The 24,708-nt window shown below is 72.2% G+C and carries 22 protein-coding genes and 1 pseudogene; 18 read left to right on the top strand and 5 right to left on the bottom strand.

From position 1 onward, the window contains the following. Position 1: 1 nt before the first annotated feature. From ACFY15_RS31825 to ACFY15_RS31850, 6 genes are read left to right on the top strand one after another with little or no spacing between them, the layout of a single operon-like run. Entirely contained in the window at positions 2-1,360 is a 1,359-nt protein-coding gene (locus ACFY15_RS31825; protein ID WP_390688446.1) for an O-antigen ligase family protein, read from the top strand. Next, on the top strand, positions 1,357-3,309 hold the full coding sequence (gene murJ / locus ACFY15_RS31830) for a murein biosynthesis integral membrane protein MurJ (RefSeq protein ID WP_390688448.1): 1,953 nt from the start codon (positions 1,357-1,359) through the stop codon (positions 3,307-3,309). Before ACFY15_RS31825 ends, murJ begins: the two co-directional genes overlap by 4 nt. After that, positions 3,299-4,081, top strand: a complete 783-nt coding sequence (locus tag ACFY15_RS31835; protein ID WP_390826528.1) for a polysaccharide deacetylase family protein — start codon at positions 3,299-3,301, stop codon at positions 4,079-4,081. Before murJ ends, ACFY15_RS31835 begins: the two co-directional genes overlap by 11 nt. Next, positions 4,078-5,319 carry a glycosyltransferase gene (locus tag ACFY15_RS31840; RefSeq protein WP_390826529.1) on the top strand — a complete coding sequence of 414 codons (1,242 nt, stop codon included), beginning with the start codon at positions 4,078-4,080 and terminating at the stop codon, positions 5,317-5,319. The genes ACFY15_RS31835 and ACFY15_RS31840 overlap by 4 nt, the downstream gene beginning before the upstream one ends. Positions 5,320-5,369: 50 nt before the next feature. After that, positions 5,370-6,113 (top strand): lipopolysaccharide biosynthesis protein, encoded by a 744-nt coding sequence (locus tag ACFY15_RS31845; RefSeq protein WP_390826530.1) that lies wholly within the window; start codon positions 5,370-5,372, stop codon positions 6,111-6,113. Then, the gene (locus ACFY15_RS31850) at positions 6,110-7,252 is read left to right on the top strand and encodes a GNAT family N-acetyltransferase (RefSeq protein ID WP_390826531.1); all 1,143 of its coding nucleotides are present in this window, start codon (positions 6,110-6,112) and stop codon (positions 7,250-7,252) included. Before ACFY15_RS31845 ends, ACFY15_RS31850 begins: the two co-directional genes overlap by 4 nt. 5 nt (positions 7,253-7,257) lie before the next feature. Here the strand turns inward: ACFY15_RS31850 and ACFY15_RS31855 are convergent, their stop codons facing one another. Further along, the gene (locus ACFY15_RS31855; RefSeq protein WP_390826532.1) at positions 7,258-8,700 is read right to left on the bottom strand and encodes a glycoside hydrolase family 26 protein; all 1,443 of its coding nucleotides are present in this window, start codon (positions 8,698-8,700) and stop codon (positions 7,258-7,260) included. Between the two features lie 295 nt (positions 8,701-8,995). On the opposite strand from ACFY15_RS31855, the gene ACFY15_RS31860 reads away from it, so the two are divergent. The 5 genes from ACFY15_RS31860 to ACFY15_RS31880 all read left to right on the top strand — a co-directional run bounded on the left by ACFY15_RS31860 (position 8,996) and on the right by ACFY15_RS31880 (position 14,617). After that, complete coding sequence (locus ACFY15_RS31860) at positions 8,996-10,351, top strand: ATP-grasp domain-containing protein (protein WP_390826533.1); 1,356 nt, start codon at positions 8,996-8,998, stop codon at positions 10,349-10,351. A 118-nt stretch (positions 10,352-10,469) separates the two neighbouring features. Continuing rightward, positions 10,470-11,747, top strand: a complete 1,278-nt coding sequence (locus tag ACFY15_RS31865; protein WP_390688455.1) for an NAD(P)-binding domain-containing protein — start codon at positions 10,470-10,472, stop codon at positions 11,745-11,747. A gap of 23 nt (positions 11,748-11,770) precedes the next feature. Continuing rightward, positions 11,771-12,214: a hypothetical protein gene (locus ACFY15_RS31870; RefSeq protein ID WP_390688456.1), complete on the top strand. Its 444-nt coding sequence runs from the start codon at positions 11,771-11,773 to the stop codon at positions 12,212-12,214. 12 nt (positions 12,215-12,226) lie between these two features. Beyond that, positions 12,227-14,314, top strand: coding sequence for a SpoIIE family protein phosphatase (locus tag ACFY15_RS31875; RefSeq protein ID WP_390688457.1), 2,088 nt, complete (start codon positions 12,227-12,229; stop codon positions 14,312-14,314). A gap of 126 nt (positions 14,315-14,440) precedes the next feature. Further along, the gene (locus tag ACFY15_RS31880; protein ID WP_390688458.1) at positions 14,441-14,617 is read left to right on the top strand and encodes a hypothetical protein; all 177 of its coding nucleotides are present in this window, start codon (positions 14,441-14,443) and stop codon (positions 14,615-14,617) included. Positions 14,618-14,652: 35 nt separating this feature from the next. Here the strand turns inward: ACFY15_RS31880 and ACFY15_RS31885 are convergent, their stop codons facing one another. Next, positions 14,653-15,090, bottom strand: a complete 438-nt coding sequence (locus ACFY15_RS31885) for a DUF6299 family protein (RefSeq protein WP_390688459.1) — start codon at positions 15,088-15,090, stop codon at positions 14,653-14,655. Positions 15,091-15,292: 202 nt separating this feature from the next. Here ACFY15_RS31885 and ACFY15_RS31890 point away from each other — a divergent pair, with 202 nt between their 5' ends. Together ACFY15_RS31890 and ACFY15_RS31895 are read left to right on the top strand one after the other, a co-directional pair. Next, positions 15,293-15,901, top strand: coding sequence for a hypothetical protein (locus tag ACFY15_RS31890; protein WP_390826534.1), 609 nt, complete (start codon positions 15,293-15,295; stop codon positions 15,899-15,901). A 57-nt stretch (positions 15,902-15,958) separates the two neighbouring features. Continuing rightward, a complete protein-coding gene (locus tag ACFY15_RS31895) occupies positions 15,959-16,453 on the top strand; it encodes a DUF5949 family protein (protein WP_390688461.1) in 495 nt (164 codons plus the stop codon). A gap of 171 nt (positions 16,454-16,624) precedes the next feature. Here ACFY15_RS31895 and ACFY15_RS31900 read toward each other — a convergent pair whose 3' ends face one another. Both ACFY15_RS31900 and ACFY15_RS31905 read right to left on the bottom strand, forming a co-directional pair. After that, positions 16,625-17,881, bottom strand: coding sequence for a cytochrome P450 (locus tag ACFY15_RS31900; protein WP_390826535.1), 1,257 nt, complete (start codon positions 17,879-17,881; stop codon positions 16,625-16,627). Between the two features lie 95 nt (positions 17,882-17,976). Next, a pseudogene (locus ACFY15_RS31905) lies at positions 17,977-18,942 on the bottom strand (low temperature requirement protein A); the annotation flags it as partial. Positions 18,943-19,081: 139 nt separating this feature from the next. Here ACFY15_RS31905 and ACFY15_RS31910 point away from each other — a divergent pair. The 3 genes from ACFY15_RS31910 to ACFY15_RS31920 all read left to right on the top strand — a co-directional run bounded on the left by ACFY15_RS31910 (position 19,082) and on the right by ACFY15_RS31920 (position 21,593). Continuing rightward, the gene (locus ACFY15_RS31910) at positions 19,082-20,869 is read left to right on the top strand and encodes a recombinase family protein (RefSeq protein WP_390826536.1); all 1,788 of its coding nucleotides are present in this window, start codon (positions 19,082-19,084) and stop codon (positions 20,867-20,869) included. Further along, on the top strand, positions 20,866-21,216 hold the full coding sequence (locus ACFY15_RS31915; RefSeq protein ID WP_390826537.1) for a hypothetical protein: 351 nt from the start codon (positions 20,866-20,868) through the stop codon (positions 21,214-21,216). Before ACFY15_RS31910 ends, ACFY15_RS31915 begins: the two co-directional genes overlap by 4 nt. A 194-nt stretch (positions 21,217-21,410) precedes the next feature. Continuing rightward, positions 21,411-21,593 (top strand): hypothetical protein, encoded by a 183-nt coding sequence (locus tag ACFY15_RS31920; RefSeq protein ID WP_390826538.1) that lies wholly within the window; start codon positions 21,411-21,413, stop codon positions 21,591-21,593. A gap of 710 nt (positions 21,594-22,303) precedes the next feature. On the opposite strand, the gene ACFY15_RS31925 is transcribed toward ACFY15_RS31920, so the two are convergent. After that, entirely contained in the window at positions 22,304-22,603 is a 300-nt protein-coding gene (locus tag ACFY15_RS31925) for a hypothetical protein (protein WP_390826539.1), read from the bottom strand. Between the two features lie 516 nt (positions 22,604-23,119). Between ACFY15_RS31925 and ACFY15_RS31930 the strand changes: the two genes are divergently transcribed. Then, positions 23,120-23,533: a hypothetical protein gene (locus tag ACFY15_RS31930; protein WP_390826540.1), complete on the top strand. Its 414-nt coding sequence runs from the start codon at positions 23,120-23,122 to the stop codon at positions 23,531-23,533. Between the two features lie 29 nt (positions 23,534-23,562). Beyond that, on the top strand, positions 23,563-24,429 hold the full coding sequence (locus ACFY15_RS31935) for a hypothetical protein (RefSeq protein ID WP_390826541.1): 867 nt from the start codon (positions 23,563-23,565) through the stop codon (positions 24,427-24,429). Positions 24,430-24,708: the final 279 nt, after the last annotated feature.

The following is a 24,708-nucleotide window of genomic DNA, read 5'->3' on the forward strand; positions in this document are numbered from 1 at the left end:
CATGAGCCTCGCCGTCCCCGGACCCGTGCGCCCCGCCGCCGCGGCCGCCGTGCTGCGCCGGCACTGGCCGCTGCTGCCGCTCGCCGCGACCGTCCTGCTCCTGCTCGCCCCGCTCCCGGCCGGCGACGCCACCGCCTCCGGCAAGGTCGGCCCCGCCGACGCCGCCTCGCTGCTGCTCGCCCTCGTCTGCGCGGTACAGGCCCTGCGGGGCCGGGTGCGGACGCTGAACCCGCTGGGCGTGCTCGTGCTCGGGACCCCGGGGATCGGGCTCGCCGTCTCCACCGCGACCGCCGGGGACCCGTACGCCGCCCTGCCCGGGTTCGTGCGCTACCTCCAGGTGTTCGTGCTGGTCCCGGCGGCCGTGGTGCTGCTGGTGCGCGACGCCCGGGAGTTCCGGCTCGCCGCCGGGTGCTTCGTGGTGCTCGGGCTGGTGCAGGGCGCGGTGGGGGTCGTGCAGTACGCGACGCACACCGGGGCCTCCTACCAGGGCGAGGACATCCGCGCCGTGGGCACCTTCGGCCCCGGCGACGTCATGGGCATGGCCACCGTCGTCGCGTACGGGCTCGTCGTCGCCACCGCCGCAGCCCTCGCGCCGGGACTGCCCGCGAAGGTCCGCAGGGCCGCCGCGTGCTGCGCGCCGGCGCTGGTGGTCCCGCTGGTGCTGTCCTTCAGCCGCGGCGCGTGGATCGCCACCGTCGGGGCGGCGGTGCTCGTGATGTGCCTGGCCGGGATCCGGCGGGCGCTGGCGGTGCTCGTGGCGCTGGCCGCCCTGGGGGTGGTTCTGGTCGCCGGGCTCGGGCTGGGCTCCGAGATGGTCGCCGAGCGGCTCGACTCCATCACCCGCGTCTCCAGCGCCCCCGACCAGTCGGTCACCGACCGCTACACGATGTGGGCCGCCGCCGAGTCGATGTGGCGCGAGCGGCCGGCCGTCGGCGTGGGCCTCAAGGGCTTCCCCGCGCACCGCGACGGGCACTCCTCGCTGGGCCTGTCCTCCGGCAGCGACACCGCGGGCGCCGGCCAGGCCTTCATCAGGCAGCCGCTGCTGTCCCCGCACAACATGTACCTGCTGGTCCTCGGCGAACAGGGGCTCGTCGGACTGCTCGCGCTCGCCGGCGGCTGGGCCGCCCTGCTGGTCGCGGGGCTGCGGCGGTACGCGGTGGCCCGCGACCGGAGGATCCGCGACTGCGGGCTGATCGCGATCGGGCTGCTCGTGTGGCAGCTGACCGACTTCCTGTACGCGGACATCGGCGGCCCCTCCACCGTCCTGACCGGTGTGATCGTCGGGCTCGCGGCCTGGTGGGCGCTGCCCTCCACCGGTGCCGCGGACGGCCGGCCCGCCGACGGGCCGGCCGTCCGGTGACCGACACGACCCCCTGGCGGCGGCCCGCGGCCCCGGCGACCGACCTCGCCGCGGCCGCGGGCCCCGCCACCGCTCCCGCCGTCGACGGGCCGCCCGAGGCCCGGCCCCGGCCCGGGTACACCGGCCGGGGCCCGGCGCCCGCGGGGACCGACGCGGCCGTTCCGCCCCGGCGGGGCGCCACCCGGCCACCGTGTTCCGCCTCCGCAGGGCCCGGCGGGGAGGCCGCCGGGCGCACGGGCGCGGGCGCCGTCGGTGGCGCGGGGGCGGGCGCGGGGCCCGGCGCGGACCGGGCCGCAGGCGGGGCCGGCAAGCCCGGCGTCCCCCTCGGCCGGTTCCTCGTCAAGGCCGCCGCCGTCACCGCCGGACTGACCGCCGCCGGGGCCGTGTTCGGCCTCCTGCGCGACCAGGCCATCGCCCACCTCTTCGGCGCCGGACACGACAGCGATGCCTTCCTCATCTCCTGGACCGTCCCCGAGATGGCCTCGACCCTGCTGATCGAGGACGCCATGGCCCTGCTGATGGTGCCCGCCTTCAGCCACGCCCTCGCCCGGCGCGCCGCCAGCCGGGCCGGACTGACCCGCAAGGAGGCCCGCGCGGCCGACCCCGTACGCCTGCTCGTAGGGGCCACCCTGCCGCGCCTGATGGTCTTCCTCGCGGCCGTCGCCTCCGTCCTCGTCGTCGCCGCCCCCCTGGTCGTCGGCGTCCTCGCACCCGGCCTGCCCGACCCGGAACTGGCCGTCCAGTGCACCCGGATGACCGCCCTGACCGTCCTCACCTTCGGCATCGCCGGATACTTCAGCGCCGCCCTGCGCGCCCACCGGTCCTTCCTGCCGCCCGCCGCGATCTACGTCTCGTACAACGTCGGGATCATCGCCACCATGGTCGCCCTCCACACCCTGTGGGGCGTCCGGGCCGCCGCCGCCGGCGTGGCCGTCGGCGGACTGCTGATGGTGCTGGTGCAACTGCCCGCCTTCATCCGCAACGTCGGCTTCGGACCGCCCCGCGCCAAGGGCGCCCCCCGCAGCCAGCGCGACCGCGACCGGCCCACCCTCATCGCCTTCGGCGTGATCGCCCCCGTCATCTCCTTCGCCGTCTTCCGCCAGTCCCAGGTCCTCGTCGAGCGGTTCCTCGCCGCCTCCCTGCCCTCCGGCGCCATCTCGCACCTCAACTACGCGCAGAAGGTCGCGCAGATGCCGATGGTGCTCTCCCTGATGATCTGCACCGTCACCTTCCCCGTCGTCGCCCAGGCCATGGCCGGCGGCGAGCGCGAGAAGGCCCGCCGGCGCGTCGAACAGGACCTCGCGCTCGCCTCCCTCGCCGTTCTGCTGGGCATGGCCCTGGTCATCGGCTACGCCCCGCAGATCATCGAAGTCCTCTTCGAACGCGGCGCCTTCACCCACCAGGACACCCTCACCACCGCGTCCGTCATGCGCGTCTACGGCCTCGGACTCCTCGGCCACTGCCTCGTCGGAGCCCTGTCCCGGCCCTTCTTCTCGACCGCCCGGCCCACCTGGTTCCCGGCGCTCGCGATGGGTGCCGGACTGCTCGTCAACATCGCGGCCGGAGCCCTCCTCGTCGGCTGGTGGGGCACCTACGGCATCGCCGCCGCCAACGCCGCAGGCATCACCGCCACCGCCGCCCTGCTCCTCACCGGCATCGGCTCCCGCATCATCGCCATCCAGGCCCGCCGCGTCGCCGTCAGCATCGGCCGCCTCGCCGTCGCCGCCGCCTGCGCCTGCGCCACCGGCTGGCTCGCCGGCCCGATGATCCCCGACCCGCTGCTCAGCGCCGCCCTCGGCTGCCTGCTGGTCCCCGCCATGTTCGGGGCCACCGGGCTGGCCATGAGAGCCCTGGAGATCACCGCCCTCCCCGGCCAGATCGCCCAGATCGCCGCCCACACCGCCGCCCAGACCGCCCAGCTCACCCAGAGGTTCCGCAATGCCCGCTGACACCGACACGGCACCCGCGGCCGTGGCGGCCGCCGCCCGCCGGACCCCGTCGCCGTGGATCCTGATGTACCACTCCGTCGCCGAGTTCACCGACCCCGCCGAGGACCCGTACGGGATCACCGTCACCCCCGACGCCCTCGACGCCCAGCTGCGGTGGCTGCGCTCCCGCGGTCTGCGCGGGGTCTGCGTCGGCGAACTGCTGCGCGCCCGCGCGGCCGGACGCGGCCACGACCTCGTCGGCCTCACCTTCGACGACGGCTACACCGACTTCCTGACCCGCGCCCTGCCCCTGCTGCACCGCCACGGCTTCACCGCCACCCTCTTCGCCCTCCCCGGACGGCTCGGCGTCGACAACGTGTGGGACCCGCTCGGCCCCCGCAAGTCCCTCCTCACCGCCGAACAGATCCGCGAGGTCGCCGCCGCCGGACAGGAGATCGGCTCCCACGGCCTGCTCCACCAGGACCTCACCGCCGCCCCCGACGACGTCCTCCAGCAGGAACTGCGCGGCAGCCGCGAGCTCCTGCGCGAACTCACCGGCACCCTGCCCGACGGGTTCTGCTACCCGTACGGCCACCTCGACGCCCGCGTCGTCGACGCCACCCGCGCCGCCGGCTACGCGTACGCCTGCGCGATCTCCCCCGGACGCCTCGCCGGCCCGCACGCCCTGCCCCGCACCCACGTCAGCCAGGCCGACGGGGCCGCCCGGCTGCGGATCAAGGAGCTGCGGCACGGGGCCCGCGAGCTGCGTCGGAAGGTGCCGGTGCTGCGGTGAAGGCCCTCCACATCATCACCGGCCTGGGCGTCGGCGGTGCCGAACAGCAACTGCGGCTGCTGCTGCGCCACATGCCCATGCACTGCGACGTCCTGACCCTCACCAACCCCGGCCCGGTCGCCGAGGGGCTGCGCGCCGACGGGATCCGGGTCGTCCACCTCGGCATGCACGGCAACCGCGACCTCGGCGCCCTGCCGAAGCTGGTCCGCTTCGTCCGGCGGGGCCGCTACGACCTCGTCCACACCCACCTCTACCGGGCCTGCGTCTACGGGCGCCTCGCCGCCCGGCTCGCCGGGGTCCGGGCGACGGTGGCCACCGAGCACTCCCTGGGCGAGGCCGAGATCGAGGGCCGGCCCCTGTCCGGCGGGGTCCGCCGCCTGTACCTCGCCAGCGAGCGGCTCGGGGCGGCGACGGTCGCGGTCTCGGACACCGTCGCGGCCCGCCTGGAGCGGTGGGGGGTGCCCGCCGAGCGGGTCCACGTCGTCCCGAACGGGATCGAGGCCGCCCGCTTCCGCTTCGACGAGGGCGTGCGCCGTGCCACCCGCGCCCGGACCGGCCTGCCCGAACGGGCCTTCGTGGTCGGCGGGGTCGGGCGCCTGGTGCCCGGCAAGCGGTTCGACGTCCTCGTCCGGGCCGTCGCCGCACTGCCCGGCGCGCACCTGCTGCTGGCCGGTGACGGCCCGGAGCGGGCCGCGCTGCGCACCCTCGCCGCCGAACTGGGCGCCCAGGCGCGGATCCACCTGCTGGGGGAGCGGGACCCGCTGGGCGACAGCCCCGACGGGCGCACCCCCGGGGTCCCCGCGCTGCTGGCCGCCATGGACGTCTTCGTGTCCCCCTCCCGGGAGGAGGCGTTCGGGCTGGCCGTCGTCGAGGCCCTGGCCGCCGGGCTGCCCGTGCTGCACGTGACCTGCCCCGCCATCGACGACCTGCCCGCCGCGCAGGCGCCGGGGGCGCGGCGGATCGGGACGGGGACCGAGGAGCTGGTCGCCGCGCTGCGGGGGCAGATGGAGGCGGGCGCCCGCCGCCTGCCCGCGCCTGCGGTGGTGCGGCGGTACGACATCGCGCGGAGCGCGGCGCGGCTGCTGGACGTCTACGGGCTCGCGCTGGCGGCACCCGTGCCCGCGGCGAGGGGCGGCGCCGGGCCCGTGCCCGCGGCCGAGCCCCGGGGCTCCGCACCCGAGCCCGCGCCCCGACCGCAGGCGGGGCTTGACCTGGCCGCGCCCGGCTCGGACGGCTGATCCCCTTCTTTGCCCCTACGCACCCCCTTCACCCAGGAAGCGAGCACCCCATGGCCGACAGCGCAGACCAGAACAGGCCCGACCAGAACAGGCCCGACCAGAAGAAGCCCGACCGGAAGAAGTCCGACCACCGCTCCGCCAGGAGGCGCAGGCTGCTGCCACCGTCCGCGTGGTGGCCCCTGCCCGCCTGCGCCCTGCTCGGGATGGCCGCCGGCGGGGCGTACGGGGTGCTCAAGGCGCCCGAGTACGCCGCCACCAGCTACGTCGTCGCCGTCCCGAACGAGACCACCGAGCCGGCCACCGCCCTCGGCTTCGCCCAGGCCTACGGCCGCATCGCCACCAGCAGCTCCACCCTCGCCTACGCCCAGCCCCGCGCGGGCATCGGCGCCCGGCAGCTGCGGACGCAGGTCCGCGCCGAGACCTCCCCCGACTCGCCGATGATCGCGATCACCGGCACCTCCAGGAGCGCCGCCGAGGCCGCCGACATCGCCAACGCCGTCGCCGACGCCCTCTCGCTCACCAGCAACCAGGCTGCCAAGAACACCGGTGTGCAGCTGCTGCTGTTCAACCAGGCCGTCGCGCCGGGTGAGCCCGCCTCCCCGTCCGCCGCGATCAGCGCCGCCGTCGGACTGTGCGCCGGCGGGCTGCTCGGCGGGCTGTGGCTGCTGGCCCGTCCCGCCCGCCGCAGGTCCGGGGCGCGGGAGGAGGCGGAGCACCCGGTGGTGGAGGAGTACGCCTCCCTGCCCGCCCAGGGTGAGCACTCCGAGACCAAGGAGAAGGAGTCCGTGCGATGACGCGGGGCTCCGACGGGGCCCTGTCGGTGACGCTGTGCCGGGACTCCCGGCAGTTCGCGGCGCTGGAGGAGTCCTGGAACCGGCTCGTCCGGGAGTGTCCCACCGCCACCCCCTTCCAGAGCCACGCCTGGCTGCACTCGTGGTGGCTGTCGTACGGGAAGGACGGCCGGCTGCGGATCCTGCTCGTACGGCGGGGCGGGGAGCTGGTCGGGGCGGCCGCGCTGATGCTCGTGCACCGGCCGCTGCCGCGGCTGGTGCCGCTGGGCGGGCCGATCACCGACTACTTCGACGTGCTCGTGTCGCGGGAGCACGCCGCGCAGGTCGTGCCCGCCCTGGCCCGCGGGCTGCACCGGGCGGCCCGCGGCGCTGTCGTCGACCTGCGCGAGGTGCGGCCCGGGGCGGCCGCCGAGGCCGTGTTCGAGGCGTGGCCCGGGGTGTCCAGCCGGCTGACCGACTCCACCTGCATGGAGCTGCCCGCGCTCCCCTTCGACCAGCTCGTCAAGCGGATGCCGGCCTCCGGGGCCCAGCGGGTGCGGGCCAAGCTGCGCAAGACCGACGCCGCCGGGATCGAGGAGCACGAGGTCACCGAGCGCGAGGTGCCGCAGGCCGTACGGACCCTGCTGCGGCTGCACGAGAAGCAGTGGCGCGGGCGCGGGGTGACCCCGGAGCACCTGCGGCCGCGGTTCGCCGAGCACCTGACCCGGGCCACCCGGCGGATGGTGCGGGCGGGGGAGGGCCGGCTGACCGAGTTCCGGCTGGACGGGAAGGTGGTCGCGGCCAACGTCAGCCTGCTGTCCGCGTCGCTGAGCGGCGGCTACCTGTACGGGGCGGACCCGGGCCTGCGCGACCGGAAGGTGGACGTGGCCACGCTGCTGCTGCGCTACGAGGCCGGGCGGGCGCTGGAGGAGGGCCGGCCGGTGGTGAGCTTCCTGCGCGGCAACGAGCCGTACAAGAACCACTGGAGGCCCGAGACGGTCGTCAACCAGCGCCTCCTGCTGGCCACGCACGCGCTCGCGCCCCTGCTGCGGCTGCACGAGTCGCAGGTCACGGGGCGCGAGCGGGCGGTGGGGGCGCTGCGCGAGGCGCTTCCGGCCGCCCGGGACTGGCGGGCGCGGCTGAACGAACTGCGGGTGCGATGAACCGTCTAGAAGGGCCAGAAGCCGGAGTCCCCCTCCCAGCCGAGGTTGATGCAGAGCGACTGGCCGCCGATCAGCTTCGAGAACCAGTCGCCGAAGTCGAACGGGAGGCACCACTGCCGGCTGTTGACGGGCTGCTCGGGCCGCGGCTTCGGGGTGGGCTTCGGCTGAGGCTTCGGCGGCTGGGACGGCGTCGGAGCCGGCCGGGTCGGCGCGGGGTCCGGCATGGTCTGGGTCGGGGTCGGGGTCGGCGACGCCTCGGGGGTGGGCGCCGGCGGGACCACGGGCGGGACGGAGACCTCGGGCTCCGGGTCGACGGGTGCGGGCGCGGTCGGGGAGGGCACCGGCAGCGTCGGGACCGGCGGCGTCGGGACCTGTGGGGTCGGTACGACCGGCGTCGGTACGACCGGGGTCGGCACCACCGGGGTCGGGACCACGGGCGTGGGCACCACCGGGGTCGGCACCACCACCGGCCCCTGTTCGGCCAGCGCGTCGCGGAAGACCTTCGAGGACTTCGGGTTCTGCTTGCACTGCCAGACGCCGTGGGGGCAGTAGTCGGTGATGGTGTGGTAGAGCGGGTGGTGCTGGTCGATCCACCGGAGCATGCGCCGTACGTACTCCGGGTTGTCGCCGTTGCGGAACAGCCCCCACTCCGGGTACGAGATCTGCTTGCCGTGTGCTTTCGCGAAGTCGACGTGCTGCTGGAGTCCGTACGGCTGGCTGATGTGGTCGTCGAAGGTCCGGCCGGGGCCCTGGTCGTACGAATCCATGCCGATGACGTCGACCACGTCGTCGCCCGGGTAGCACCTGGTCCAGGCGATCGCGTCGCTCCCCCGGTTCGGGGTGAAATCGAACTTGAACCGCTGGCCGGGGACGGAGCGCATCGCGTTGACGACGCGGGTCCAGTACGCCTTCCAGTGCTCCGGGTCGGGCGCGCAGCGGTGGGTGTACGTGGTGCCGTTCATCTCCCAGCCCAGCACGACCACCGTGTCCGAGACGCCCAGTTCCACCAGCCGCTCGGCCAGCCGCCGGAAGTGCCGGTCGTACTCGCCCTGCGCGCCCGCCCGGATCAGCTGCACCACCTGCCAGTCGGGCACCCGGCCCTCGTTGCGGGCCTGCATGGGCACGTTGAGGACGAACATCCGGTCCTCCTTGGCCCGCCGCCAGCGCGCCCAGTCCTCCAGGAACGGGACGCGGCCCTCGATGCCCGCCCACGAGTCGCCGGGCAGGTAGGTGTGCCCGACCCGGATCTCGCGGCCGCTCAGCCAGCGCGACAGGGACGGGATGCGGGCGACCCCGGACGGGCCGTAGTCGAGATAGGCGCCGAAGGCGGTGCCGGAGCCCCTGGCCGGTTCGTCGTCCGGGGCCGCGAGCGCCGCGCCGGTGGCGAGCAGCCCGGCCGTGACCGTACCGACGCAGGTGCTCACCAGGCGGTGGTGTGGTCTGGGCATGTCGTCGTCTCCCGCGCTCTGCCGAACCGGTGTGCTTGCCACAGACGTTAGACATCACATCTGACGAACGGCCTGTCCGGTGGCCGCTTCCTAGGCCATTCGCAGCTGCGCATCCCTCCCGCTTGGTCCGACTAGGTGAAAGTCCGTTTGTATGTACGCGTTCGACGGCCATGTGCCCGCAGTTCTGCTCAGACTCGATCGCAACCCGTTCCACCACGGAACCCTCGGCGCCGTCAGATCCCTCGGGCGCAAGGGCGTGGAGGTCCATGCCGTCGTCGAAGCCGGGGGAGGTCCCGTGGGTCGCTCGCGGTACCTGCGTGCCACGCACCCGGGGCCGGCCGGCGGGCTGGATCCGGAGGCGCCCGAGGCGCTTCTGGAATGCCTCGTCGGGGTGTCGGAACGGATCGCCCGGCCGGCCGTCCTCGTCGCGATGGACGACATCGGCGCCATCGCCGTCTCGCGCGTGGCCACGATGCTGACGGATCGTTTCCGGATCCCCCATCAGCCCGACGACCTGCCCGCCCGGGTGGCCGACAAGGCCGAGCTGGCGCGGCTGTGCGCCCGCTGGGACGTCCCGCACCCGGAGACCGTCGTCCCCGAGAGCGGGACCGAGGCGGCGCGGGCCGCGTGGACGCTGGGGCTGCCGCTGGTGGCGAAGTGGAGCCGGCCCTGGCTGCTGCCCGTCGGCAGCGGGCTGCGCAGCACCACGCTGGTGGACAGCGCCGCCGGGGCGCGGGAGCTGTACGAGCGCTCCGCCGAGGCCGGGAGCCGGCTGCTGCTCCAGCGCTTCCTGCCCGCGGGACCCGACACCGACTGGTTCTTCCACGGTGCTTTCGGGCGGGGCGGACGCCCGCTGCTGGCCGGGTCGGGCCGCAAGGAGCTGGCGTGGCCGGTCCGGGCGGGGCTGACGGCGGTGGGGCGGTGGCTGGCCGACCCGGCGGTGGAGGAGTCGGGGTTGCGGCTCGCCGAACGGCTCGGCTACCAGGGGATCCTGGACCTCGACTTCCGCCGCGACGAGCGCGGCACGTTCCGGCTGGTCGACTTCAACCCGCGCCCGGGCGCGCAGTTCCGGCTGTTCGCGGACGACGCGGGGCTGGACGTGGTCCAGGCGATGTACCTCGACCTGACAGGGCAGCGGGTGCCGGAGCCGGCGGGTGGTCCGGGCCGCGTCTTCGTGGCGGAGAACTACGCCCTGCTGGCGGCGGTCCGGGGGCGCTCGCTGCCCCGGAGCCCCGGCGGGGGCACGCCCGCCGCAGCGCCCTCGGGCGGCGCGGGCACGGCGCCCGGTTCCGCGCGGCCGGGGCCCGTACGTGCCCCGGAGGCGGGGGAGCGGGGGCGGGTGGAGGCGGCCTGGTTCGCCGCCGACGACCCCGCGCCTTTCCTGGCGATGCTCTGCGCGCTCCTCGGGCGGGGGCTGGGCAAGGGCGCGCGCGTCCTGCGCGGGGTCCCCGCGCAGGGGCGCCGCAGCGCCCGCGCGGTGCGGGCCCCCCGCCAGCGCGGCGGGGGGCGGGACGACGGCCTCGCGGCGGCCGGGCCGGGGGCCGGACCCACGGATGGTCCCGGGGCGGTCCGGCAGTCCCCGCCGGGGGCAGTGGCGCCTCCCGGAGCACCGGGGGCGCCGGTGGGGCCCGACGAGCTGGTGACGCGGTGACGCGGTGACGCCCGGGTGACACCGGTCCGGACATCCGGTGACGCGCCGTCACACGGCGGTGCGGTGTGCGGTGGTGCGGCGGCGGCCGTGCCGCAGGAGAGGAGCGGCCGTGAGGCGGATGGACGATCTCGTGGTGGTCGGCGCGGGCCCGTACGGGCTGTCGATCGCCGCGCACGCGGCGGCGGCCGGGCTCGGCGTACGGGTCCTGGGCCGGCCCATGGCCTCCTGGCGGGACCACATGCCCGAGGGCATGTACCTCAAGTCGGAGCCCTGGTCCTCCAACCTCTCCGCGCCCGGCGGCCGTTACACCCTCGCCGAGTACTGCGCCTCCCGGGGCCTCGCGGCCGAGCACGGGAGCCCGCTGCCGATCGGCACCTTCAGCGCCTACGGCCTCTGGTTCGCCCGTCACGCCGGCCTGCCCGAGGTGGAGGAGGCCACCGTCACGGAGGTCGCCCCCGAGGGCGACGGCTTCCGGGTGCGCACCGCCGAGGGGCCGCCGCTGCTGGCCCGCACGGTGGCCCTGGCCGTCGGGGTGATGCCGTTCACCCACCACCCACGGGCGCTGCGCGACCTGCCCCCGGACCACTACTCGCACAGCAGCGGCCACCGCGACCTGTCCCGCTTCGCCGGGCAGGACGTGGCCGTCCTGGGCGCCGGGCAGGCCGCCCTGGAGACCGCCGCGTTGCTCGCGGAGTCGGGGGCCCGGCCCGTCCTGGTGGCCCGGCGGTCCCGGCTGAACTGGAACACCGTCCCGCAGCCCCTCCGGCGGCCGGCGCTGCGGGCCCTGCGCGACCCGCACAGCGGGCTCGGTACCGGCTGGCGCAGCTGGGCGTGGTCGGAGCTGCCCTGGGCGGTGCGGCGGCTGCCCGCCACGACGCGGGAGCGGATCGCGGCCGCCGCCCTCGGGCCGGCCGGGGCGTGGTGGCTGCGCGACCGTTTCGAGGGGCGGGTCCCCGCGCTCATGGGGCACCGGCTGCACCGGGCGGCGGCGGTGGGCGGCCGGACCCGGCTCGGGCTGACCACCACGGGCGGGGAGTCCGTGGTCCTGGACACCGCGCATGTCATCGCGGCGACCGGCTTCGCCCCGCGGCTGGCCCGGCTGGACCTCCTCGACGCGCGGCTGCGGTCCGCACTGGCGACCGTGGGCGGCGCGGACACCCCGGAGCTGGGTCCCGGATTCGAGTCCTCCTGGCCCGGACTGTTCTTCGCGGGGCTGCTGACGGCTCCCTCATTCGGACCTTCCATGCGATTCGTGCACGGCGCGGGCTTCACGGCGGGGAGACTGGTGAGGGGAGTCCGCAAGCGCCTCGGCGCGCGGGGTCCGCTGCCGGGTTCGGCCGGCGGCATCCGGCCGGTCCGGGCCGCCGCCGGGCATCCGGAGACGTATCTGCGCTGAGATCCACCTGAGAGGGGTCCGCGATGGAGGCGGAGCGAGCACAGGGCGGCCGTGGCTGGGTGCGCATCCCCGCCAGCCGCGCAGAACAGCCCCCGTCGGGGCCGCCCGCGGCCAAGCCGCACAGGGCGGGGCAGTACGGAGGCGGGTCGTACGGGGCCGGGCAGTACGGAGCGGGGCAGCACGGAGCGGGGCAGTACGGAGCGGGGCAGTACGGAGCCGGCTCGTACGGGGCGGGCGAGTTCGGCGGAGGCCCGTACGGAGCAGGTGACTACGGCGGCGGCCCGTATCCTCAGGGGCCCTTCCGGGGAACCGGCCCGTACGGGCAGGCCGGGGCCGGCCCCGGGGACCCGGCGGCGATCTACCTCTCCCTCGTCAAGCGTTGGCGGGAGGCCGGGCGCACCCTCCCGGGGCATCCTGACGAGGAGTGGGAGCGGCTGATCTCGCAGCCGTACTGGCCCGGCCGTTAGGTGGTGTGTCTCGTGGCAGCGGCGGAGCGGGAGGCCGGGGACGGGGCCGTCCCCGGCCCCCTGACGGGCCCCGGGGAGCGGCTCGCGCTCAACGGCATGGGCAGCTTCGAGTGGGACCTGGACACCGGGACCCTCACCCTGGACGAGGCCGGGCTGCTCGTCCTCGACCTGGAGGCGGAGGAGTTCGACCACACCCCCGAGGGCCTCGCCCTGCGGATCCCGGCCGACGACTCGGCCCGGCTCAACGACACCGTCAGCGGGGTGCTCGCCGGCGGCGGGGAGGCGTACGGCTCGTACTTCACGGTGCGCCGGCGCGACGGCCGCGACCAGTGGACCCACACCCAGGGCCGGGTGCTGCGCGACCCCGACGGCCGGGCCCTGCGGATCGTCGGCATCGTCCGCGACGCCACCGCCGAGCTCGCCCACGCGACCGTGCTGCGGAAACTGGAGAACGCCCGCATCCAGCAGGCGGCCATCGTCCAGCGCACCACCGAGGCCCTGTCCCGGGCGGTCACCGTCGACGACGTGACGGCGGCCCTCACCGGCGCCGGCGCCCTGGAGCGGCTCGGCGCGGACGGGCTGGCGCTGGGGCTCGTCGAGAACGACGCCATCAAGATCATCGCACTGAGCGGGGAGTCCCTGGAGATCCTCGACGAGCGCAGGTTCACCCGACTGGACGGCTCCCTGCCGCTGTCCCGGGCCGTGATCACCCGCAAGGCGCGCTTCGTCACCTCCCTCACCGCCCTCGCGGACGAGTTCCCCCTGCTCGCCGACTACCTGCGCCGCATCCGCTTCGACGCCGCCGCCTACCTGCCGCTGATCGCCCAGGCCCGCTCCATCGGCGGGCTCGTGCTCTTCTACCGCCGGCGCACCGAGTTCAGCCCCGAGGAGCAGAACCTGTGCCTGGGACTGGCCGGCATCGTCGCCCAGTCCCTCCAGCGGGCGCTCCTCTTCGACCAGGAACGCGAGTTCGCCACCGGACTCCAGGCCTCGATGCTCCCGCGCCGCATCCCCGAGATCACCGGCGGGGAGATCGCCGTCCGCTACCACTCCGCGTGGAGCGGACGGGAGGTCGGCGGGGACTGGTACGACGTCATCTCCCTGCCCCGCGACCGCGTCGGGGTCGTCGTGGGCGACGTCCAGGGGCACGACACGCACGCCGCGGCCATCATGGGCCAGCTGCGCATCGCACTGCGCGCCTACGCGGGCGAGGGGCACCCGCCGTCCACCGTGCTGGCCCGGGCCTCCCGCTTCCTCGCCGAACTGGACACCGAACGCTTCGCGACCTGCCTGTACGCCCAGGTGGACCTGGAGACCGGAGGCGTACGGGCGGTCCGCGCGGGCCACCTCGGCCCGCTGATCCGGCACACGGACGGGCGCACCGGCTGGCCCAACGTGCGCGGCGGCCTGCCCCTGGGGCTGGCCTCGGCCTTCGAGCAGGAGGACTTCCCCGAGACCCGGCTGGACCTGGTGCCCGGGGAGACCCTCGTGCTGTGCACCGACGGGCTCGTCGAGGAGCCCGGCTCCACCATCACCGCCGGCATGGACGCCCTGGCCCACGCCGTGCGCAGCGGGCCGCAGGGCGCCGGCGAGCTCGCCGACCACCTCTCCGACCGGCTCTGGGAGCGCTGGGGCTCCGGCGACGACGTCGCCCTGCTCGTCCTGCGGCGGACCCCCGACCCCGGCACCCACCGGGCCCCCCGCATCCACCAGTACGTCCACCAGGCCGACCCCGAGGGCCTCTCCGACGCCCGCTACGCCCTGCGGCAGGCCCTGCGCGACTGGGGCATGCCCGAGCTCGCCGACGACGTCGAGCTGGCGGCGGGGGAGCTGCTGGTCAACGCGCTGCTCCACACGGACGGCGGGGCGGTGCTGACCATGGAGGTGCTGCCGGAACCGGTGCGCAGGATCCGGCTGTGGGTCAAGGACCGCTCCAGCGTGTGGCCACGCCGCCGCTCTCCCGGCGAGGCGGCGACCACGGGGCGCGGGCTGCTGCTGGTGGACGCGCTGGCCGCGCACTGGGGGGTGGAGTCGCGCGGCGACGGCAAGGCGGTGTGGTGCGAGTTCGACGTGGGGGCCGTCGCGGGCGACACGGCGTGACCCACGGGCCGCGGGCCGGGGATCCGTGACCGAGCGGTCACGCCGGGTTGTGGGATGCGGGGGGCGGGGTGATGATGCCGCCATGAATCCGATGCGTGGTCTTCGGCGTGGCTTCCGGAACGAGCCGTGCGCCGCCTGAACAGGGGCGCGGTCACGGCCATCGCGGCGACGCTCCTGGTGCTGCTGCTGGCTGCCGGGGGGCAGGCGGTCGTGGACTGGACGACCGGGCGGCCGCACAGCGACCCCGCGTGCCAGACGGTCGCGTTCATGTCGATGACGGGCGTCGCGCCGGAGTGCCGGTAGCGGCGGCCACCGGCCTCCCCGGGTCCTCGCCCGCCCTACCGGTGGTCGACCACCTCGACGTCGTGGCTGTCCTGGGCGACCGTGTCGACCGCACGCGGCGTCAGCCCGGCCATGTGGATCTCCTGGAGCTCGGCCACGGCCTTCGCGGGGCCCGCGTGCAGACCGGCCGCCAGCGGGCTCATCGCCTCCCAGGCGTGCTCCCGGCCGTCGCAGAAGACCTCGCCGGCGCCGATGCTCAGACGGCTGCCGTCCTGGACGACGGTGGCCTTGATCTGGACCGCCCCCGACGTCGGCGACAGTTCGCAGTGGTAGGTGCCGGAAAGGCGGACGGAGCCGTCCCGGGAGATCTGCGCCTCCGGGCGCAGGGAAATTCCTTGGTGGTAAACGGTGGCCAGGGCCGGAGTGGCGAACAGAGAAGTCGCGGCCAGGGTGGAGAAGGCGGTCAGGGCCATTCGGCGGGCGGGGGTGAACATTGTTCCTCCGGGTGGGTGCGGGTGGCGCGATTGTGTCGGAACGCATTGTGCTGGCAGTCGGCGGCCTACGCGGACCGTGTGCTCGTGTCGGTGTGTGCAATTCCCCGCTCGGGCGCGTGAGACTGGCCGAAAGACAACCCCGGAAACGCGCTTTCCGACGAATCCCCGATCCCCGCCGTGAAGAGCCCCGAAGGGGTCCCGTATGCGCCAGACCGCCTCCGTCCTCGCCGCCGCCGTGCTCCTGCCCGCTCTGCTGCTGACCGCCACCGCCTGCCAGAGCGCCCCCGAGGGGGCGGCGCTCGCCCCGGCCGCGGCGCCCGCCGTCCCGGTCGACGACGGGGCGCCCGGCGCCGACGAGGAGCCCGCCGCACCGGACCGCGCCGCGGCCGGCGCCGCGAAGGATGCCCATGTGGGTGACTCCGTACGGGTGCAAGGGCGGGAGGTGGGTCGACACCTGCAGGTGGTGCTCGGGGCGTTCGTGGACCCCGCGGTCAGCGTCGAGCCCAACTACGCGCCGCCCGCCGGGAAGCGCTGGGTGGCGGCCTCCATGTCGTTCGTCAACGTCGGCGGGGCCTCGTACGGGGCGCTCGGGCGCATGTGGGCGTACGACGGTGCCGGCAAGCGCCACCCGGCGGTGCGCACCGGCGGACTGACGACCGGCAAACCGATCGTCTTCGATTCCCTCGCGGTCGGTGAGCGGGCCGAGGGATGGGTGGTGTTCGAAATTCCGGAAAACCAGCGCATCGTGCGGCTCCAGTACCAGGACGCGAACATGCGGCCGAATTCCGGAGGGGGATTCTGGGCCGTGTAGCCCGCCCGGGTGAAAGGCCGTGAAAGGCCCGGGCGGGAGAGCACTAAGGTGCGGCGCATGACTTCAACGCAAGCCGAAGCCGACCGCTCCCTGCTCGGCACCCTTTCCGTCCTCGCCTGGATCGGTGACCCCTCCGAGGGCCACGACGTTCCGTACCTCATCGCCTACACCCTCGGCGACGGCCCGCAGGGCCGGGAGGGCGGCGAGGCGGCCGCACGCGGCCTGCTGGAGGAGATCGGCCTGCAGATCGGCGACGTCGTCATGGACGGCACGCGCAGCCCGCGCACCTTCCCCGTGCAGATCCTGCTGGCCGACGACCAGATCGCGCTGACCCTGCCCGGGCTGAACGCGACCTGCACCGCCCCGCCCGAGTGGGTCGCCGCGGCGAACGAGAGCGGGCAGGCGTACTTCCTGTTCGCCACCCGGGCCTGGCCCGAGGCCGTTCCGGGCCAGGCCGTGACCCCGGAGATGCTCCAGGGCTTCGCCGGCGACGAAGCCGTGCTCACCAGCAGCGCCCACTGCGTCCTCGCGGTGCAGAGCCTGCAGAAGTAGCCGCGGCGGCGTCCGCCGCCCGCTCCGGCCGCCGGCCCCCAGCCTGCCCGGCGGCCGGCCCCTTTCCCGGGGCGCCGTGCCCCGCGGCCCGCCTGTGCCGGGGCCCGTCTGTCCCGCGGCCCGTGCCCCGTGCCCCGTGCCCCGTGCCCCGGTCCTCCGGGCCCCGCGGGCTCAGGGGCTCTCGAAGGCGAACCGCAGCGAGCGGACGCGGTTGTCGAAGTTGGACCCCGCCAGATCGGGCAGGCCGACCGCCCTCAGACCCACCGGCCGGGTCAGCAGCTCGCGGAACAGGGCCTTCATCTCCACCCGGGCCAGATGCGCCCCCAGGCAGAAGTGCGGGCCGCCACCGCCGAAGCCCAGATGCGGGTTGGGCGAGCGGGAGATGTCGAAGGCGTCCGGGTCCGGGAACACCGCCTCGTCGCGGTTGGCCGAGGCGTAGTACAGCACCACCTTGTCCCCCGGCCCGAACGCGTGTCCGCCCAGGGTGTGTTCCGTGGTCACCGTCCGGCGGAACTGGATGATCGGCGTCGAGTGGCGGATCATCTCGTCCACCGCGCCGTCCGCGTACTTCTCGAAGTCCGACAGCAGCAGGTCCCGCTGGTCGGGGAAGTCGGTCAGCAGGGTCAGACCGTGCGTGATGGCGTTGCGGGTGGTCTCCACCCCCGCCACCATCAGCAGGCTGAAGAAGGCCCCCAACTGGCGGGCGCCCAGCGCCTGGCCGTCCACGTTCGCGCAGACCAGGGCCGAGATCAGGTCGTCGGACGGGTGACGGCGCCGCTCCCGCCCGATGCCCGCCACCATCCGCTGCATCCGGGCCAGCGCCCGCAGCCCGCGCCCGGGCATCCGCAGCCGCGAGGCCAGGCCGCGCTCCACACCGATGTTCTCCGAGGCGTGGTTGACCCGGTCGGCGATCTCCGCGCGGTAGCGCTCCGGAATGCCCATCATGTTGCAGATGACCTCCAGAGGGAGCCGCGAAGACACCGCCGAGACGAACTCGTCGGGCCGCCGCTCCAGGACGTCGTCGACGATCCGGGCCGCGACCGCGTGGATGTCCTCCTCCGCCGCCGCCAGCAGCCGGGGCGTGAACGCCCGCTGCACGATCTTCCGCAGCTGCGCGTGGTCCGGGCCGTCCAGGTTGACCATCGAGTCCCCGAACAGGGCCCGCACCCAACGGGCCGGCTCCGGCGTGGTGACCCCGGGAGCGCTCGCGAACACCTTGGGCAGCCGGCTGGCCTCCTGCACGTCCGCGTGCCGTACGAGCGCCCAGTGGCCGGTACGGCCGCCGCCCTCCGGGACGAACACGGGGGAGTCCAGGGCACGCAGGCGGGCGAAGGCCGCGAGGCGGTCGGCGGGGGGCCGCTGCCAGAAGCCCGGCTCGGCCAGTTCCCCGCCGGGGCCGGTGCCGAGTCTCTGTGAGGGGAGTGTCATCGAATCTGCCTCTCTGCTGTCGCCCGTCGCCGTGGCGTCCTGCGCTGGAGAACGGCGGCGGCGGGGCGGGGGTGACGGTCCGCGGCGGCGCGGCCTCAGACGGCGGGTTCCGGGGTGCGTCCCACCAGGACCGTGCCCGCCACCACCGTGCCGGCCGCGACCAGGCCCGCGTACAGCACGGCGTACGAACCCGCCCAGGTGCAGGCGAGGAGGGCGACGGCGGAGAGCGGCAGGACCAGCTGCTGGGCGACGCCGCGCTTGAAGTGCCGCGAGTGCAGCAGCCACACCGCCAGCAGGAACAGCGCCGACGGAACGGTCACGGCCGCGTTCGCCGCCACCTGCGAGATGTGCGCCGTGCCGACGGCGTGCTCCACCGCCACCTCGATGCCCGCCCCGATCGCCGCACCCGAGGCGAAGATCGGCAGATGGCCGTAGCCCCACGGGATGGCCTCCCGGTTGGAGGTCAGCCGCTCGTGCACCGGCACCGCGAAGTAGATCCACCACGCGGCGAAGACGATCAGCAGCCCGCCCGCCGCGATGGGCAGCAGCTCCCCCAGCGCCTCGTGCTCGTCGATCGCCGACTTCACGGCCACCGTGCTCGCGGCGATCGTCTCGCCCAGCACGATGATGGTGAACAGGCCGTACCGTTCCGCGATGTGGCGGGCGTGCCACGGCGTCTGGTGCCCGTGCTCGGCCCACACCGGCACCATCAGCTCGGCCGCCACCAGTACGAGGAACAGCCAGCGCCTCCAGCCGTCCGGCGCGAACAGCAGCGCCACCCAGCCCGCCTGGCACACCAGCAGCCCGGCCGCGTACTTCAGCGCGGCGGTCCGCGCCGCCCCACTCTCACCGGCGGCGGCCCGCAGCCACTGGGCCGTCAGCGCCACCCGCATGATCAGGTAGCCGATGACGGCCACCGTCCAGTCGTTCTCGTTGAAGGCCCGGCTCACCCCGGCCGCGTAGACCAGCACCCCGGCGATCTGCACGAGCGTCGTGATCCGGTACGGCACGTCGTCGCAGTCGTAGGCGGACGCGAACCACGTGAAGTTCATCCACGCCCACCCGTGGGTCAACGGAGCAACACCGCTCTGACCTGGGGTTTTTCACAAACACCCTCTGTGTAGCCCGTAGGGCCGCATGGCGGGCAGCGAGGAAGCACCCCAAGCCGAGGGCGGTACGACTTCGGCGAACGGATGACAGATGGAACGGGAAGACCTCCCCGCGCTGCGTGCCCTCGGGTTCGAGGATGACGAACTCAAGGAGCTTGGACTCTGGGAACCGGCTACCGGCGAACCGGCGACGCTGGCAGAGATGTACGTCCGGCGTTCCAAGAAGAAAGACACCCTGTTGGCGCTGCGGGCCATGGTCCGGCAGATGTGCGCACAGGCTGACCGCGACCAAACCAAGATCCGCCACGTGTGGTTTGAACAGAAGTCGGCCAGCAAGGCGTACATCCGGCGCGAGGAATTCGAGAACTCCACGGCGGCAATCGTGGCCGGTCTCTCAAAGACGCTGTATGTGTTCAAGACGAGCCGACTTTCCCGCCGGGGAATGGGTCAGGTCGGCCTCTTGCTCGACACATTTGATGAGCGGCAGGCGCGCATTTACGTCGTCGCTGAACACCTGGACTCGCGGAACTCGCGAACGATCCTCGGGTTTCTTTCAGAGCAAGCGCGAGACCAAGCAAAGGACATCGCAGAGTTCACGAAACTTGGTATCGACGCCTACAAGGCAGAGGGACTTTGGCCGGGCGGACTCGCACCGTACGGTCTCGAATGCATCAAGGGGTCGGGAAAGCTAAGCCGCAAGACAGGCGAGTACCCGACAGCGCGCCGGATCGCTGAGGGCCTGCTAGACGGAATAGTCCCGGCGAAGATCGCCGACAAGTTGAACAGCGAGGGAAAGCGGACCCGTAAGGGTGCAATGTGGCGGGCGCAGACGATCATTCACCTTGCCCAGTCCGTGAGTTGGGCTGGTCTTATCCCTAACCGGGAGCGCGCAAAGGACGAGAACGGCAACGAGATCGACAAGTATTACAAGAGCATTGAACCGCTGTGCGACGCAAAGGGAAACCCCATCGAGTGCGGGGAGGGTGTCGTCACCTATGACGAGTTCCTGAAAATCAATGCGCTGATCTCTGGCCGCTCTCGCGCTGCCTCGGGTTCGGCAATCGGCGACAAGCGGCGGGGAGTTCGTCAGCCGGTCACGATCCTTACGGACGTATTCAAGTGCCCTCATTGCATGGGGCCCATGGGGAATGGCGGCAGGAACTACAACTGTCGCAACCGGGCCAACATGGGGGAGTCGGTTTGCCAGGGTGCGGCGACCGTGCGACAGCGCGCAGACGACGCCATGGCGGAAATGTGGGTCATGCACATTGCGGCCCTTCCCCCGGAGTCGTCCACCATTCAGGACATCGCTCGCCGCTGGCTTCAGTACAAGGACCCGGCCAAGGAAGCAAAGAAGCGCAAGGCGTCGGCAGCGCTAGAAAGTGCCGTCGGTCGGGAAATGAAGTTGGAAAAAGAGTTCTTCGTTCTCCAGAAGATGAGCGAAGAACGATTCGAGAGTCTGCGTGAGCAAGTAGCCGCACAGATCGCAGAGCTAAAGGCGCAGTTGGCTGAACTGAGCAAAGAGGCCGACCTCTCCCCGTTGATGGACGCTGAAGCCCTTACGGCTATTTGGCATGGCGAGGGAATCGAGGGGCGGCGGGCACTCCTGCAAGCGGCCGTCAAGCGGGTCACAATCACCCCGGCTAAGGGGAGGGGTGACCGGACGCCCATCACGGAACGGCTCCAGGTTCAGTGGCGGGACAAGAAGGACCCGGCTGCACTCGCTGCCCGTGTTGCTGGGTTGGAGTTCGTAGAGGTTTCCCGCCAGCGCCGTATAGCCGACGAGGGGGCCGCACAGGGACCGGCTGAGGGAATGTCAGCGCCGACCCGTAACGTCCCGTCAGAGAGCCACACAGCACAGTTGGAGATCCCCGCATGACGTACCGCCCGACCCCCGAGGAGATAGCCGCCGAACTCATGGCGACCGTGGCCCGGAACACCCCGGCCCGACTCGCTGAGCGGGAGCGGCAGGAGCAATCGGCCAGCGGGAGCCGGAAGGCAGCAGCAGCCCTCAGGAAGGCCGAGAGGGAGCGGGCCGCACTCATTGAGGAGCGGGAGCGCCAGCGCGAGGAGCGAGAGGCCGAGAGGCAGCGTCAGCGGGCCGACAGGCAGGCAGCGAGGCAGGCCGAGGCCGACCGCGTAAGGCAGGTCAAGGAGGAGCGGGCGGCGCGCATGAGAGCCGCTGTTGAGAGGGAGAGGCAGAGGGCGGCCAGCAAGCCCCTGTAGGGCCGACTGAGAGCCGTTGAGAGCCCCGGTGAGGACTTCCCCGCCGGGGCTTTCCCGTGCCCGCAGACGCCCGCACAGACACGTGGTCGAAAACGGCCGGCTGGCATATCTGACGGGTAGTCAGGAATGGGCCTTTACAGGCTGCCTCTCTGGACGTTGAAACCACCACGGAGAGACAGCAGGGAGGTAGCGCGGTGCCCATCACGAACACGCTCGACCTGGAAACGCTCAGCGCTCGTATGGACGCATGGGCGGCAGAGCCCCGAACCAAGCGGGGCCGACTCGTCCGAGTGTTCCGCGCGAACCTTGGCAACTCTCCGGACCTACAGGCGGCCCGCCTCTCGCTGCTGATCGGTTACGCCGAAAAGGTGGCGTAGCCGTCCCCCCTCCGATAGAGCCCCCGTCAGAGATGGCGGGGGTTTTCTTCGGGCCACTTTCGCGGACTAACGCGGAATGAGCCCTTATCTACTGGTCCTTTCGCGGAGTTGCGCGGGACCGTCATCCCCCTTTAGCGGACTTGAGAGGAATCACGACATGATTGAACCGACTTACGACGGACTTACGCGGAACCGACCGGCTATTAAGCGGAGTTACGACGCAATACGCGGAGCAATCCAGCGAGCCGAGTCGCTGGCCTATGACGCAGTCCCGACCGGCCACCCGACCGCGCATGAGGTACACGCGGCACTCGTGGAAGCGCTGGAACTCGTGAACGTGGTGCTGTTCCCGGCGGGTGGCTGCGCTGGCCCCGAGTGCACAAAGCCCGTACCTGACAAGGGAATGGGGCGTCCGGCCCTCTACTGCTCGCGCCGCTGCAAGGACCGCGCCGCGTACCTGGCACGTAAGGAACGCGCACAGCGGGAAGGGTGAGCCGGTCTTTCTTTCTTCTTAGTTTTCTATCTCTGTTACGTAATGAAGAGTGTATGTACCTAGCAAGGTACAACCCTAAGGGTTTCCTAGGGCCTCGGGAAACTTGCTCTCGGAAACAGCACTCAACACACCCCCTTACCCAGAAGCGAGAAATTCCGCAATGTCGTACTACCCATGGGAGACCACGGACGGCCGCTGTGTCGTCTGCGACGGGCCACTATCCGAGCGTCAGGAAATCCTGTGCTCTAACCGATGTCGACAGGCCCGAAAGCGCGCGGCCAAGCTGACCGATGCTGACTACCTGGACCGGCTGATGGGCCGTGACTGCGCGCACTGCGGAGATGCCTTTGATCCGCGCACGGCCATTCAGAAGTATTGCGATGCCAACTGTTCCGCTGGTGCGCAGCGTGAGGCCGAGGACGCGCGTTACGACGCTGTCTGTGAACTGGACGGGTGCGAGAACAACACTGGTTGGAATGGCGTTGGCCGTCCGCGCCGGTACTGCTGCGATGCCCATAAGGTGAAGGCGTCCCGCCTACGCAAGGCCGCTGAGCGTGCGTCTGAGAGCCGCTGAGGGATAAGCCGGTACCGAGTGCCAGCGAGACGGGGATAGGCGCTCCGAGAGGCGGCCAGGTCCTTTGGGTCCTCCCAGCCGGCCGTCACGGTTGGGTAACGAATGCTTGCGGGGGCTCGAAATCCCGCACCTTTCTGGCTTTGGGCTTTACGTACTGCCTCTCTTGAGGGTGAGGGTTTTACCTCTCGTCTCCGGGAACCTCGGTGTTCTCCTCTCGGTCGGCGCGTGGCCGGTTGGCTCTCCTCAGCCGGTCCGCCCGTCGGCACACCTAAACGTTTAGGTGTGGTAGGCGACCCCTCACTCTGCGGCTGTCACCCGCAATCCCGTAAATCTTCGGCGAGTTGTAGTCACGCGCGCAGAGTCGGCGTACTCCTCCCCGATGGGCCCCCTTGCCCGCTGTGATCTGTGACAGAGATCCGGCGAGTAAGGGGGCCTTTTGCGTACCCGAGAGGAAGTCCAATGACCGCGCGACAGTGGGCCGAAGTTCAGGGCTCTAGTTCTGGCTCTAGCTACGGCGACAGAGAGTACGGCGAACGTTGGTCCCGCGATCAGCGGCGCAATCCGATGCCGGGAAGCGACCACCTCGAACACTATGCGGAAAAGGCGGAGGCGCGCGAGCGGGAGCAGCGCAAGGCGCAGGAAGACCGCGAGTGGACCGAGAGTTCGCGTGCACGGGATGAGCGCGAGGTAAAGCTACTTACATTTCGCGCTAGCGATCCGGAGCCGTGGCCTCTCGGGCTTCCGAGTCCGGGCGATCCCGTTAACGACATTTTCGAGGCGTCCGTAGAGCAGCAGGATTGGCAGAGGCGGCGCGACGAATACCTACTACGCGCCGAGGGTGAAGAACTAGCCGCCCGCATCTCCCGCCGCTGATAACCACACCACCCGAGAGGAAAACCGAGATGGAACTAGCAAACCAGGACCTACGAATTGCGCTCTCCTACCAGGACGCTGCTAGGAAGCGAATCACCGAACTAGAGCGTGTTGTTCAGCGAGCTACGCGGCCCGAGGACATTTGGACCGAGGAGGCACAGCTACTCGGAAACGAACCGTGGCACTGCGACCTAGCCCCGGACGTGGCCATAGAGCTTTGGGAAAAGGTGCAGGAGCTTTGCGATTCCTGCGATGGGCTGGAGATGCGCTGGCTTGAGCTTGAGAGTGAACGCGAGGCTGTCCGGCAGAATGCCGCGCGGGTTCACGCTGAGGCTATGCGAAAGGGCACCAAGGCTCCCGCTACAGCCGCCAAGGCGTTTGAGGCTGACGCGCAGCTAGAGGGTTGTTCGCTGGCCCTGAGTGAGACCGTGACGGATCTGCGCCGGGCGCGTGCGGCGTATGAGGCACTGCTAAAGGATCGCGCATTCCTCAACAAGTACCGCACAGCCGTCATCGCTGAATTCAACACACAGCGGAAGCGCGCTGCTGAGGCATTCAGCGTTGCGGCCGGTGCGATCAACGAGACTCGCCGTCGTTTCGGCGTGCTCCACTCCCTGACCATGGGCGGCCTACTGGATATCCCCGAGGAAGCCGAGGGTTACCTATCTCTGGCCGGAAAGGGCTGGGGGCAGGCTGACCTATCGTCCGCCGTTGATGTCATTTCCCGGCAGATGAGCGAGACCGACCCATTCGTTTCGGGTGAGTTCCTAACTGCACCCATGGATGAGATCAACGCTACCGCGATTGAGACGGCCGAAAGGATCGAGGCGGAGTTGAAGCAGTACCGCCAGAATCACTATTCGCCTGACGGCGTCGTGAGCACGCGACTGATCTGATGCCTTGGTGTGCGGGGTCGGCCCGCCAATAGCTACCGGCCCCGCTCGCTGCCCTAGCTCGGTATTCCTCGCGCTGCGATCCTCTGAAATCGGCTGGCTTTTTACGCTAGGTGACGGCCGGCTGGGGCCACGGAAAGTGACCAAGGGGAGGGGGGTACCCCGGAAACGATGGCTTTCCGGACCGCTAAGGACTGTCCCGTAAATGATCTTCGAGTCGGTGTGGACGTGGCCGTTCGCTGTGCGGCCCGCTCGCCTATCCGGCGAGGGCGAGGTTGTGCA

Origin of the sequence: Streptomyces sp. NPDC001373, assembly GCF_042895815.1 — a bacterium.
GTDB lineage: Bacteria > Actinomycetota > Actinomycetes > Streptomycetales > Streptomycetaceae > Streptomyces.